The organism is Butyricicoccus sp. AM32-19 (assembly GCF_003480365.1).
In the GTDB taxonomy this organism is placed as follows: Bacteria; Bacillota; Clostridia; order Oscillospirales; family Butyricicoccaceae; genus Agathobaculum; species Agathobaculum butyriciproducens.
The window spans coordinates 59,538-72,168 of record NZ_QUIX01000005.1 but is presented as its reverse complement, the minus strand read 5'-3'; the positions used below and the strand labels follow the sequence as shown (position 1 = coordinate 72,168).

The following is a 12,631-nucleotide window of genomic DNA, read 5'->3' as shown; positions in this document are numbered from 1 at the left end:
GCGCCAAAATGGATGTTGCTTAGCGGTTATCATAAGCGCATAGAGCCTCGCATAGCTCGCGCGTCGGGCACTGAGAGCAGTCGCACTCCGATATGATAACGTTTTCGCACAGTACTATCTTTTAGCCGATACGAGTGAAATATGAAACCGTTTTACCGCGAGTTACCTTGATCTGGTTCCACGCCCAGCCGTTTTCATCGTTCGCATTGCTTTCCAGCATAAGCTGTTCGCCGCTCTGCTTCAAAAAGTGCATCTGCAACAGCAGATCGACAAGTTCGTTTGCATCAATCGTCCGAGTTCTGATCTCGCCATTCGGACAGATTGTGCGCTGCTCATACTTATGGTTCATTTTCAGACTTCCTCCCTTGATTTTAGTGCCTTACTCGGGTTATAATCAAGGTACAGCCGGAGTAAGGCTTCCGGCTGGCCTTTTGATTTTTGGCTTGCGGTGTGGCTTTGGTCGGCGTTACCGCAAGCCATTTTCATTACTTGCTGATATGCTCAATGCAAGCAATGATTTCGTCGGGCGTATGCCCCTTGGATTTCAGCCATTCGATCAGTCTGGCGATTTCCTTACAGGTCATTTCCTCCATGCTACCTCACTTCCTTTCAGATCAGAGGTTTTACTCTCCTTGCCTTACAAGTATATTATAAACCATTCGGTTTATATTGTCAACCCTTTAGTTGATATTTATAAACTAAAATATTGACATTTTATACTTTTTGGTTTATACTTCATTGCAAGGGGGTAATATTATGACAACAAAACAAATCGTAAAGCAGGCGCTCGCATACTGCGATCTATCCAATGCCGAATTAGCTCGTCGATTAGACTGGTCACCACAACTGTTGAGCAAGCGCCTTTCCACCGGAAAACTTTCACCAGAAGAATGGACTGCTATCGGAGAAGCCATCGGCGCAGAAGCAAAGATCTGTTTTCAATTCCCCGATGGAACTGTAATTCCATAAACAAAAAAGACTGCTTACGCAGTCTTTTTCTTTTTTCTTTAATTCGTATATTAGCAACTGACACAATATGTTGTATTGTTGTTATCTACATATCACAGATATTGATTTTTGTTTGCTTTTACCAAAGATTTATCATATATAATGTGTTATAATCTTTTGCATACCACAATATATAGGGGATAGATATAATGAGTGCAACTATTCAACGATACCGAAAAGGACAACACTTAAAGCAAACACAACGCCTGCTGATTGAGCATCTACGCTTACAGGGTCATAGCACACGCGATATAGCAGATGTTGTTGGATGCAGCCATGTAACTGTATGCAACGAGTTAAAACGCGGTCAGTATGAACACACAAATTCCGACCTGACTACGGAAATTAGATATTCGCCGGAAATTGCAGAGCAGCGTTATCAGACTAATCTTGCAGCTAAAGGTGCACAGGTCAAGATTGGACACGATCACAAGCTCGCTAAGGCTTTGGAAACTCTGGTCATCAAAAAGAATTACTCGCCCTCGGCGGCAGTGGCCGAATTGAACAACAAAGGCTGGGATTTTGATGTGAAAATTTGTGCGCGCACCGTATACAACTATATTGATACCGGCGTTCTGAATATCAACAGAACAGATTTGCCCATGAAAGGTAGACAGAAGCGCAAATATAGACGTATCAAAACACAGAAGCGTGTATCTGCCGGAACCAGCATTGATTATCGCCCAGAGGAAGTAGATGAGCGTACAACGCTCGGCCATTGGGAGATGGATACTGTGTATACCACCACGAAAAAGGCAAAAGCCGTTCGGCTGAAACCGGCCTTACTCGTACTGACGGAGCGCCTGTCGCGCAAAGAACTCATTATCAAGATGCGCGACCGTACCTCTGCCAGCGTAGTTCGTGCGCTCAATCGTCTTGAACGCAGTATGGGTGCAAAGAAATTCACAGATACTTTCCGAACGATCACCGTAGATAACGGCAGCGAATTTGCCAATGTGGATGGCATGGAGAACTCCGGCCTGCGCAAGAGTGAGAAGCGCACGAAAGTCTATTACTGTCATGCCCACCATAGCTGGGAGCGTGGTTCTAACGAGAACGCTAATCGTCTAATCCGGCGATGGTTTCCAAAAGGTACTGACTTCTCCAAGGTGACGGCAGCACAGATCGCTGCCTTGCAGGACTGGATCAATAACTATCCACGCAAGGTTCTCAGCTGGGCAACCTCCAATACAGTGTACGAACTGTATATGCAGCAGCAGGAATAAGCCGTCAAAATCGCATATTTTCTCATTTTAGGAGTGGCGAAAAAAGTCACTCCTTGTTGGCGTGCTTAAAATACCTCGAATTACCCCAAAAAAGTGCTGATAAAGCGTAAAAAGTAAAGGCATTGTGTATGATGTACACAATGCCTAAAAATCTTCTATCAATTTGTGTTAATTTTACTCTTGCTACTCAGCTTGGTTATATTTTTCATAAAATCGACTTGCTTTTTTATGAGGGCAATGGTATAGTCAAAGAGAACTTTATACTACTAAAGCTTGGAGGTAGTTCAAATGTACAAAGAAATGATGGATTCCATCGGTATGATCCAGTCGATCGACCCCGAGCTGGGCAGTGCGATGAACGAGGAGCTGCACCGTCAGCGCCAGAATATCGAGCTGATCGCCAGCGAAAATATCGTTTCTCCCGGCGTTATGGCTGCTATGGGCAGCGTGCTGACCAATAAGTACGCAGAGGGTCTTCCCGGCAAGCGCTACTACGGCGGCTGTGAATTTGTTGACAAGGTAGAGCGTATCGCAATCGAGCGCGCATGTGAGCTGTTCGGTGCAAAATATGCGAATGTTCAGCCGCACTCCGGTGCACAGGCCAACCTTGCGGTTTACTTCGCTCTGCTCGACCTGGGCGACACCGTTATGGGCATGGATCTGTCTCAGGGCGGTCACCTGAGCCACGGCTCTCCGGTCAACCAGTCCGGCAAGAACTACCACTTTGTTTCCTACGGCGTAAACGAGGATGGCTTCATCGACTACGCTGAGCTTGAGAAGGCTGTCAAGAAGCATCGCCCGAAGCTGATCGTTGCAGGTGCATCCGCGTATCCGCGTGCCATCGACTTCGAGAAAATGGCCGAGGTCGCACATGGCTACGGCGCTTACCTGATGGTCGATATGGCGCACATTGCCGGTCTGGTTGCCGGCGGTCAGCACCAGAACCCGATGCCGTATGCTGACGTTGTTACCACCACCACCCACAAGACGCTTCGCGGTCCGCGCGGCGGCCTGATCCTGACCAACAACGCTGTTCTGGCAAAGCGCATTAACTCCGCTGTATTCCCGGGCACCCAGGGCGGCCCGCTCGAGCATGTTATCGCTTCCAAGGCGGTTTGCTTCGGCGAGGCACTGCAGCCGGAGTTCAAGGAGTACGCACGCAAGATCGTTGAGAATGCCAAGGCTATGGCTGCACAGCTGCAGGCACGCGGTGTCAAGCTGGTTTCCGGCGGTACCGACAATCACCTGCTGCTCGTTGATCTGACCGACGAGGAGTGCACCGGCAAGGATCTGGAGGCGCGTCTGGATTCGGTTCACATCACCGCCAACAAGAACACCGTTCCGGGTGAGAAGCGCAGCCCGTTCATCACCTCTGGCGTTCGTCTGGGCACCCCGGCCGCTACGACCCGCGGCATGGGCGTGGAAGAGATGAAGGTCATCGCGGACTGCATTGCAGACTGCATCTATCACTACGATGAGAAGAAGGACGAGATTTCCGCACGCGTTCTGGCACTCACCGAGAAGTTCCCGCTGTACGAATAATCTCCGGCTGCTGCGGAACTGCTTCATCCGGATTTTCGAGCAATGGCTGCATAAAACTCCGGAGCACGCAAATTCGATGATACTCATACAAAAACAGAGCGTTTCACTGCTGTGAAGCGCTCTGTTTTCATTTCCGGGTAAGTCTCAAGCCTCTTGAAGAATACATTAAGCACATTTGTATCTGTAATTTTTCGACAACAGAAAAAGGCCGACGCCTGCATTTTGCAGGCGTCGGCCTCATACATATCTGGCGTCTTTCCACTGACGATTGTCGTAAGTTTATGGTAAGTTTGCCTTTGAACCCTTGAAATCTCCAGTGTTTTCAGCGTTTTTCGGTACTGCTTAGTACATACCGCCCATATCCGGAGCAGCCGGAGCCGGAGCAACAGGCTCCTTCTTATCAGCAACCAGGCTCTCGGTGGTCAGGACCATCGAAGCAACGGATGCTGCATTCTGCAGTGCGGAACGGTTTACCTTGGTCGGGTCAACGATGCCGTTTGCAATCATGTCGCCGTAGGTCTCGGTTGCAGCGTCAAAGCCGTAGCCAACCTTGTCAGCGTGCTTTACCTTATCAACAACGATTGCGCCCTCGATGCCTGCGTTGGCAGCGATCTGCTTCATCGGTGCTTCCAGACCGCGTGCAACGATCTGCATACCGGTCTTCTCATCGCCGGTTGCCTCTGCAGCCAGAGCCTCAACCGCTGCGATAGCGTTTACATAAGCTACACCGCCGCCTGCTACGATGCCTTCCTCAACAGCTGCGCGGGTTGCGTTCAGTGCATCCTCGATGCGGAGCTTCTGCTCCTTCATCTCAGTCTCGGTTGCAGCGCCAACCTTGATAACTGCTACGCCGCCGGCCAGCTTAGCCAGACGCTCCTGCAGCTTCTCACGGTCGAAGTCAGAGGTGGTGCGCTCGATTGCGCCGCGGATCTCAGCAACGCGGTTTGCGATAGCCTGCTTGTCGCCAGCACCGTCAACGATGGTGGTGTTCTCCTTGGTTACCTTGATCTGACGGGCAGAACCCAGCATATCCATGGTAGCGTCCTTCAGCTCGATACCAACCTCCTCGGAGATTACGGTACCGCCGGTCAGGATTGCGATGTCGCGGAGCATATCCTTGCGGCGATCGCCAAAGCCCGGAGCCTTAACAGCTACGCAGGTGAAGGTGCCGCGCAGACGGTTTACGATCAGGGTGGACAGAGCCTCGCCCTCAACGTCCTCAGCGATGAGCAGCAGCTTCTTGCCAGCCTTAACAACCTGCTCGAGGATCGGCAGCAGCTCCTGAATGTTGGACAGCTTCTTATCGGTGATCAGCACCAGAGCGTCGTCCAGGTTTGCTTCCATCTTCTCGGTGTCGGTGCACATATACGGGGTGATATAACCGCGGTCGAACTGCATGCCCTCAACAACCTCAGAGTAGGTCTCAGCGGTCTTGGACTCCTCAACGGTGATAACGCCGTCGGTGGAAACCTTCTCCATAGCCTCTGCGATCAGGGTGCCGATCTCGTCGGAGCTGGAGGAGATAGCGCCTACACGTGCGATGTCGTTCGTGCCGTCAACCTTCTTGGAGTTCTCAGCAATCGCTGCAACAGCAGCCTTGACTGCCTTGGCGATACCGCGGCGCATTACCATCGGGTTTGCACCTGCTGCTACGTTCTTCAGACCCTCACGAACGAAAGCCTGCGCCAGAACGGTAGCGGTGGTGGTGCCGTCGCCTGCGATGTCGTTGGTCTTGGTGGCAACTTCCTTAACAAGCTGTGCGCCCATGTTCTCGAAAGCGTCGTCCAGCTCGATCTCCTTAGCGATGGTAACACCGTCGTTGGTAATCAGCGGACCGCCGTACTTCTTATCCAGTACAACGTTGCGGCCCTTCGGACCGATGGTTACCTTAACGGTATCAGCGAGCTGATCAATACCGCGCTGCAGAGCCTTGCGCGCGTCCTCGCCGTAAATAAGCTGCTTAGCCATGATGAATTACCTCCTGAAAATTACTCTACGATTGCCAGAATGTCGCTCTGACGAACGATGATATACTTCTCGCCGTCCAGCTTAACCTCAGTACCGGTGTACTTGCCGGTGATGACCTTCTGACCCTTCTGAACTTCCATCTTGATTTCCTTGCCGTCAACAACGCCGCCCGGGCCTACTTCGATGATTTCAGCAACCTGGGGCTTCTCCTGTGCGGATGCGGTAAGAATAATGCCGCTTGCGGTGGTCTCCTCCGCCTCGACCATCTTGATAACTACGCGGTCGCAAAGGGGCTTGAGCTTCATAATGGATTCCTCCTATGAAAAATAAGATTTTACAATGTCGGGGGTTAGCACTCAAATTACCCGAGTGCTAACTTCGAGTATTATCTTACACCAAGGAGCCGCAATATGCAAGGGGGTAATCCGGAATTTTCACAAAAATTTTCTGAACAAATTATGAACAGTGCCCTGTACCGCTCAGCGTTTTGCAGGCCGTTTAGCAGACGGTCGGTCGGAGTGCTTATTCTCTCCCCTGTTCGATGCAGACGGGTCTTTAAAATACATATGCAGCTCGCACTTGATCATGCCGTTGTACAGCTTGCGGCGCTTATCCGCCTTGCGGCCGTAGCAGCGCTCGAACAGCGGGTCCGAACTGAGCAGATACTGCTTCATCGGGCTGTTTTTTGTCGCTCTGCCGAGGTCGGCGTACAGCTTTTCCGCCTGCTGCAAGTCCAGCAGACGCTCACCGTACGGCGGATTGGCAAACAGTACGCCTGCACCGCTGTAATCGCGCTTTACTGCGTCCGCGCGCTCGAAGAACACCGTGTTCGCCACACCGGCCTTGCGCGCGTTCTCGATGGACAGCTGCACGCAGTCCGGGTCAATGTCGCTGCCGACGATATCGAATTTTGCGTCCGGCTGGGCAAGGTCGAGCGCACTCTCGCGCGCCTGCTGCCAGACCGACTTGTCAAAGCAGCTCCACCTTTCCGCGTCAAAGCGGCGCAGCAGACCGGGGGCACGGCGCTGCGCGATCATGGCCGCCTCAATCGCGATCGTGCCCGAGCCGCAGAACGGGTCGAGGAACGGATCGCGCCCGCGCCAGCGCGCCAGCTTGACCATAGCCGCCGCCAGCGTCTCACGAAGCGGCGCCGCATTGCTGTTGGCGCGGTAGCCGCGCTTGTGCAGACCGGCACCCGAGGTATCGAGGTACAGCTCAGCCACATCGTGCATGATGGCGAACTGAATCTGATACTTTTCACCAATCTCATCAAACCAGGTCTGACCGTACTTCGCGCCCAGGCGCGATACGACTGCCTTTTTGATGATCTTCTGGCAGTCCGGAATCGAGTGCAGCGTGGAGTCCAGACTGTGACCCTTGACCGGAAATGCGCCGTCTGCCGAAATGAACTGCTCCCACGGGAGTGCTTTTACGCCCTCGAACAACTGGTCGAACGTTTTGGCTTTGAATGTGCCGATGCGGATGAGCACACGCTCGGCGCACCGCAGGTTCAGGTTCGCCCATGCAAGCGTGTTTTCGTCACCGGTGAACAGCACGCGGCCGTTTTCCGCGTGCACGTCGGTCAGCCTGCCGCCGAAGCGCAGCTCGTCCGCGACGATGCCCTCCAGCCCGAATAAAGTCGGACAGCATAATGTAAGTTCCATCGTGTTTCCTCCAAAAAGGCTCCCGCCGTCATAGCAGGAGCCGAAAGTCCTTTTTAACCTTTATATTGTATCGGTTTTTAAGGATTTTGTCAAGATTTGCGACGAGATAACGCGGTTTTCTGAATGCCGCTATTCGGAGCGTTATCGCTTGAGAAGCGATAACGCTCTTGCCTGCCCTGCATGGGCGCAAGAGGGAGACACCAAGGTTTGCCCGTAGGCCACTAAACCTTTTTCCCGCGCCGTGTGCGGATTAAAGCAGTGTTCGATTTGTGCAGGTAGAGCCAGCGCATTCATGTAGGCAAACAGATAGAATCGGCAATGGGTAAAGAGGGCGTTGTCCATTGCAAATTCCAAACAGGAGTGTTTCTATGAACACAGTGGGTATTGATGTTCCAAGCAGAAAGAGCACGGCTGCATCGCTTCGTTCTTTGGGCGAGGTTGTTCAGCTGCCGTTGGATGTTGTCCGCAACGCGGGAGGATTGGCTTCTCTCGCCGAGCACTTGAAGGCACTTGACAGCGAAACCCGCGTTGTGTTGGAACACGCATCGTAGTTCGTGAACGCATCGTCATCCGGCGGTTCCGGCCAACTCCACTGCTCGATCGGCTCATTGATATGCACGTCAAAGAACTTTGTTTCCGGTTCGCCGCACTCGCAGTTCGTTTCAAAGAAGTAATCCGGCATGAACTCTGTTCCGTGCCAGCCTTTACCTTCTCCAGTTTCGGCATTGTACTGCGTAAAGTACCAGCCGATACCCTCCGCTTCTCCTTCTTCCTGCTCAAAACGAACATATGGGAGATAGATCATTTTTTCATTTTTCACACCTTTTTCCTCCTTATTTGAGGCCTATTTTTACTGCGGACAAATAAAAAGTGCCGGTAATGAGAATTTCATTACCGACACTTTCGATAAGGAAGGCTCTTTAGGGTCTTCCTTTTCTTTTTATCAAGAACTACCCCAATTACAGGAGTTATCGCCTATGCCCAGCAATATACCATCAAAGTCCGATGAAAACGGCGCAGCCGAATTCATCAGTACCAGAAACTATGTGACTTGGATTACTATTCCCGCTTTTCGCACGAGGAACTGGAATCCAAGCACGCCGACATTCTGCATTTATACGAGGCCCTTAAGAAAGACACCCGCGTTTGGATTGCCTTATCGTTCGCCCTGATTCCGGTTAGTGCGTTTATCTTAAGGGACTTTTATCTGCTTCTCACCAATCCCACCTATGCCTTCTACACATCAAAAAATATGAACATCGCGGAGATTATAGCTCTTCTCATACATATCAGAGCCCTTCTGCTGCACGCAGCATTCATCGCATTTTCCGTTTCTGACGGTTTCTATCTCGGCTTTCTTCGCCGGCAGAAAGAGACGATCGAGGAGCTGCTTACCATCAACGAAGCCAAGTAAAGGATCTTCTCTATGCATTTCTGCATTTTTAAGCGCAACGAAACGCTGGACGTACTTCTGCTCCCCCACAAGGGAACAAACATGTACAGCTTCGTGAATCTTAGCAAAGGCCATATCTGCCCTTGCTTATTTCCCAGTATTGATGCCGCTATTGCTGACCTTGACGACCGGCAGAAACGTGGCTTAATCCTGAAATACGATGTTATTGCTTAAAATCAAAAGAAAACCTCTGCTCATTTTGAGCAGAGGTTTTCTTTTGCCGCAAGCCGCCCTTCGCCTGCGGATCCGATTCTTCATTTCTTTATCATTTTTCGGAACACACATTCCCTTGCCGATTCCTTTCCTTTGGGCAAAGAAAAAAGCACCAGCAATGAGAAAAGTCATTACTGGCACTTTTAACGTGTCATTTATTGATTTTTTATCGTTACGGTATCACTGCTCACGCATCTTTGCGAAGCACTCGCTGCAATATACCGGGCGGTCAGATTTCGGCTCGAACGGAACGCGAGCCTCGCCGCCACAAGCAGCACAGGTAGCGGTGAAGAACTCACGCGGACCGCGTGCAGCGTTCTTGCGCGCGTCACGGCAGCTCTTGCAGCGCTGCGGCTCGTTCTGGAAACCGCGCTCTGCGTAAAACTCCTGCTCGCCGGCGGTGAACACGAACTCCTTACCGCATTCCTTGCATACTAAAGTCTTGTCTTCGTACATGGTTTTTACCTCTCTTTGATACTGTTCCCTCGGGAAACTTGAAATATATGCGTACAGACACTGCGCCTGCTATCGCCTAAATAGGTTTAATGGCTGCCGATTTTCGCTTGATGCGTTGGACGGCATTATCCACAGATTTGATTGGTTTGTGCAGCGCTTCGGACATCTCTTCATACGATAAGCCGTCCAAAAACAACGTCAAAACCTGTGCCTCAAATTCAGACAAAAGCGAGTAGAGCTTCTTTTTCCGCTCTTCCCTCTCCTCATTGCCGATAACAAGCGATTCAGGATCACCATTCGGTGCAGTTACCCGGGTACGCGATTCCGCAAGGTCTTCAAACAGAGGTCGATCGATTGACATGGACTGATTGAGCGGGTCGTGCTTGAGCGACGCTGCCGCCTTCACTGCGGAATAAATCTTCCGCGTGATGCACAACCGTGCAAACGCTCCAAAGGGTATGCCCTTGCTCTCGTCGTACTCCCGGACGGCATTCAGCAGCCCGAGCATGCCCTCCTGCATCAGATCCTCTGCATCGGCGCCTGCCAGAAAGTAGGGCCGCGCACAGGTCTTGACCAGACGGGTATAACGACGGATCAGATTCTCCATCGCAGGTCCGTCTCCTTGCCGTGCCAGACGGCACAGCTTTTCATCCGGAATCCCGTTCGATGGCTGTATTTGATAATCATTTCTCATGTCAATAGCTATTATACGCGGTAGAATTGGAAATGTCAAGAAACGATTGTCATCTTTACCTATATCACACAAAAACACGCTTCTATTTTTGTGTAATTATGACAATATTGTTGACGTTTTACTCTACAGTTACCGACTTTGCCAGGTTGCGCGGCTTATCGACATCACAGTTGCGCTCCACTGCGATATAGTATGCCAAAAGCTGCATCGGAATAATCGAAAGCGAAGCGGAAAATTCATACAGGCACTTCGGCAGGCGCACGATGTGCTGGCAGACCGACTCATCCCCGGTGAAATCGTCCGTGGTGACGAGCACGACGCTTGCGCCGCGCGCTACAACCTCACGGATATTGGAGACTGTTTTCTCAAACAGTGCCGGCTGCGTTGCCAGAGCAACAACCAGAGTACCCTCCTCGATCAGAGAAATGGTGCCGTGCTTAAGCTCACCGGCAGCGTACGCCTCCGAATGAATATAGGAAATTTCCTTCAGCTTGAGCGAAGCCTCGAGCGCGGCGGCATAGTCCAGCCCGCGGCCAAGGAAGAACACGCTCGAGCGGTTTGCATACAGCGTAGCGATACGCTGCATATCCGACTGGCATTTCAGGGTCTGCTCGATGCACTCCGGCAGGCGCTGGAGCTCAGCGCAGAGCGCACGCTCGTCACCGATGGAGATGAGGCCGCGCACACGCGCGATCTTAACCGAGATGAGATACAGCGCGGAGAGCTGCGCGGAGTACGCCTTGGTGGTGGCGACCGAAATCTCCGGGCCGGCCCAGGTATACAGCACACCGTCTGCTTCGCGCGCAATCGTCGAGGAAACGACGTTTACGATCGCAATCGTGAACGCACCTGCCTGCTTGGCCAGACGCATGGCAGCCAGCGTATCCGCCGTCTCGCCGGACTGGCTGATAACGATGCACATATCCTTTTTACCGATGATCGGGTTCTCATAACGGAACTCGCTGGCAACCTCTGCCGTGCAGCGAATGCGGCACATCGCCTCAATCACGCGCTTGCCGACCATGCCTGCGTGCAGTGCAGAGCCGCAGCCGATGATATGGATATGCTCGATCTCACGCAGACGCTCGTCGGTCAGACCGTTGTCCTCGAATACAACCGCATCGTTTTTGATACGCGGCTTAACCGTATCGGCAACTGCCTTGGGCTGCTCCATGATCTCCTTGAGCATAAAGTGCTGGTAGCCGCCCTTTTCCGCTGCGGACATATCCCACGTTACGGTCATGATTTCCTTCTCTACCGTATCGCCGAACTCGTTCATGACAACTACGCTGTCCGGGCGAACGATTGCAACCTCGTTATCATCCAGAATAATGTAACGCTTGGTGCGATTGATAATAGCGGTAATATCGGATGCGATCATGTTCTCGCCCTCACCGATACCGATAACCAGCGGGTTGCCGCGGCGTGCAGCAACAATCTCCTGCGTGTTATCCATCGAGACTACGCCCAGTGCGTAAGAGCCGCGCAGACGCTGCACGGCCTGCAGAACGGTCTTTGCCAGATCCTCCTGCTTGCCGGTGTGCAGATAGTCCACGAGGTGCGCGACAGTCTCCGTATCGGTCTCGGACTTAAACTCGTAGCCGTGTGCCTCCAGACGCTCACGCAGCTCCTTGTAGTTCTCGATAATGCCGTTGTGTACAACTGCTACCTTGCCCTTGCCGCCCAGATGCGGATGTGAGTTGCGGTCGGACGGCTCACCGTGCGTTGCCCAGCGGGTGTGACCGATACCGCAGGTGCAGTACATGTCGCCGCCTTCCTCCTTGATCTTCTCCTCAAGGTTTGCAATGCGGCCGCGCGCCTTGACAACGCGCAGACCGTCCTTCGTGAAGGCAGCCACACCGGCAGAGTCATAGCCACGGTATTCCAGACTGTACAGACCCTTGATGAGAATCGGAAGCGCGTTCTCGCGTCCGGTGAATCCAACGATTCCACACATAAAATAATACTCCTTTGCAACGGTAAATATAACATATCTTCCGCAACATTTCAGTATGAGCCTTAGGCAGCACGGAACAATGAAAGCTGCGGCTTCTTGCACGAACTCCGGTCGCGCTGCCGCGCCGCTTTGTGAAGATTTTACGTCCTGACTGCGTTGCGATTTTACGATAATACATCAAGCATTACCGCCAAACACGCCTTATTGGTCCGTAAAACTCTCTCACAAATCGCTCTTGTTTAATTATTCCGTATTGCCTTACCTCAATATATGCGGTGAATTTCTAATTTTGGGTATAAAAATAGTGCGTTACGCATAACTGCTCTGTCGATACGGTCGCCCGTATGTTTTAACAGCCTGCTGACGATCAACCCACTTGTGACCGAAGGGCACCCGCCGAATACTTTCGATTAACCCTTTCCTCGTCAACTGCGATACCGGCTGCACCGC

At 51.9% G+C, this 12,631-nt stretch carries 13 protein-coding genes; 4 read left to right on the top strand and 9 right to left on the bottom strand.

Annotated features, from left to right (window positions below; genetic code table 11):
* Positions 1-121: 121 nt before the first annotated feature.
* Complete coding sequence (locus tag DW806_RS06210; RefSeq protein ID WP_116705647.1) at positions 122-349, bottom strand: hypothetical protein; 228 nt, start codon at positions 347-349, stop codon at positions 122-124.
* Positions 350-756: 407 nt separating this feature from the next.
* Between DW806_RS06210 and DW806_RS06205 the strand changes: the two genes are divergently transcribed.
* From DW806_RS06205 to glyA, 3 genes are all read left to right on the top strand, one after another.
* Complete coding sequence (locus tag DW806_RS06205) at positions 757-969, top strand: hypothetical protein (RefSeq protein WP_117488166.1); 213 nt, start codon at positions 757-759, stop codon at positions 967-969.
* A gap of 188 nt (positions 970-1,157) precedes the next feature.
* On the top strand, positions 1,158-2,234 hold the full coding sequence (locus DW806_RS06200) for an IS30 family transposase (protein WP_117751798.1): 1,077 nt from the start codon (positions 1,158-1,160) through the stop codon (positions 2,232-2,234).
* A gap of 288 nt (positions 2,235-2,522) precedes the next feature.
* The gene (gene glyA, locus DW806_RS06195; RefSeq protein WP_118729455.1) at positions 2,523-3,776 is read left to right on the top strand and encodes a serine hydroxymethyltransferase; all 1,254 of its coding nucleotides are present in this window, start codon (positions 2,523-2,525) and stop codon (positions 3,774-3,776) included.
* A gap of 342 nt (positions 3,777-4,118) precedes the next feature.
* Here glyA and groL read toward each other — a convergent pair whose 3' ends face one another.
* The 4 genes from groL to DW806_RS06175 form a co-directional block, all read right to left on the bottom strand.
* The gene (groL, locus tag DW806_RS06190; protein WP_118285517.1) at positions 4,119-5,744 is read right to left on the bottom strand and encodes a chaperonin GroEL; all 1,626 of its coding nucleotides are present in this window, start codon (positions 5,742-5,744) and stop codon (positions 4,119-4,121) included.
* A 20-nt stretch (positions 5,745-5,764) separates the two neighbouring features.
* Positions 5,765-6,049 carry a co-chaperone GroES gene (locus tag DW806_RS06185; protein ID WP_110436870.1) on the bottom strand — a complete coding sequence of 95 codons (285 nt, stop codon included), beginning with the start codon at positions 6,047-6,049 and terminating at the stop codon, positions 5,765-5,767.
* A 174-nt stretch (positions 6,050-6,223) separates the two neighbouring features.
* On the bottom strand, positions 6,224-7,408 hold the full coding sequence (locus DW806_RS06180) for a THUMP domain-containing class I SAM-dependent RNA methyltransferase (protein ID WP_118729454.1): 1,185 nt from the start codon (positions 7,406-7,408) through the stop codon (positions 6,224-6,226).
* 442 nt (positions 7,409-7,850) lie between these two features.
* Complete coding sequence (locus DW806_RS06175) at positions 7,851-8,228, bottom strand: hypothetical protein (protein ID WP_118729453.1); 378 nt, start codon at positions 8,226-8,228, stop codon at positions 7,851-7,853.
* A 231-nt stretch (positions 8,229-8,459) separates the two neighbouring features.
* On the opposite strand from DW806_RS06175, the gene DW806_RS06170 reads away from it, so the two are divergent.
* Positions 8,460-8,822: a hypothetical protein gene (locus tag DW806_RS06170; RefSeq protein ID WP_118729452.1), complete on the top strand. Its 363-nt coding sequence runs from the start codon at positions 8,460-8,462 to the stop codon at positions 8,820-8,822.
* A gap of 183 nt (positions 8,823-9,005) precedes the next feature.
* Here DW806_RS06170 and DW806_RS15020 read toward each other — a convergent pair whose 3' ends face one another.
* From DW806_RS15020 to glmS, 4 genes are all read right to left on the bottom strand, one after another.
* Positions 9,006-9,206 carry a hypothetical protein gene (locus DW806_RS15020; RefSeq protein WP_147358086.1) on the bottom strand — a complete coding sequence of 67 codons (201 nt, stop codon included), beginning with the start codon at positions 9,204-9,206 and terminating at the stop codon, positions 9,006-9,008.
* A gap of 48 nt (positions 9,207-9,254) precedes the next feature.
* Positions 9,255-9,530 carry a zinc-ribbon domain containing protein gene (locus tag DW806_RS06160; RefSeq protein WP_117490422.1) on the bottom strand — a complete coding sequence of 92 codons (276 nt, stop codon included), beginning with the start codon at positions 9,528-9,530 and terminating at the stop codon, positions 9,255-9,257.
* A 76-nt stretch (positions 9,531-9,606) separates the two neighbouring features.
* Positions 9,607-10,137 carry a sigma-70 family RNA polymerase sigma factor gene (locus tag DW806_RS06155; protein ID WP_243022659.1) on the bottom strand — a complete coding sequence of 177 codons (531 nt, stop codon included), beginning with the start codon at positions 10,135-10,137 and terminating at the stop codon, positions 9,607-9,609.
* A gap of 205 nt (positions 10,138-10,342) precedes the next feature.
* Positions 10,343-12,181, bottom strand: a complete 1,839-nt coding sequence (gene glmS / locus DW806_RS06150) for a glutamine--fructose-6-phosphate transaminase (isomerizing) (RefSeq protein ID WP_110436908.1) — start codon at positions 12,179-12,181, stop codon at positions 10,343-10,345.
* Positions 12,182-12,631 lie beyond the last annotated feature (450 nt).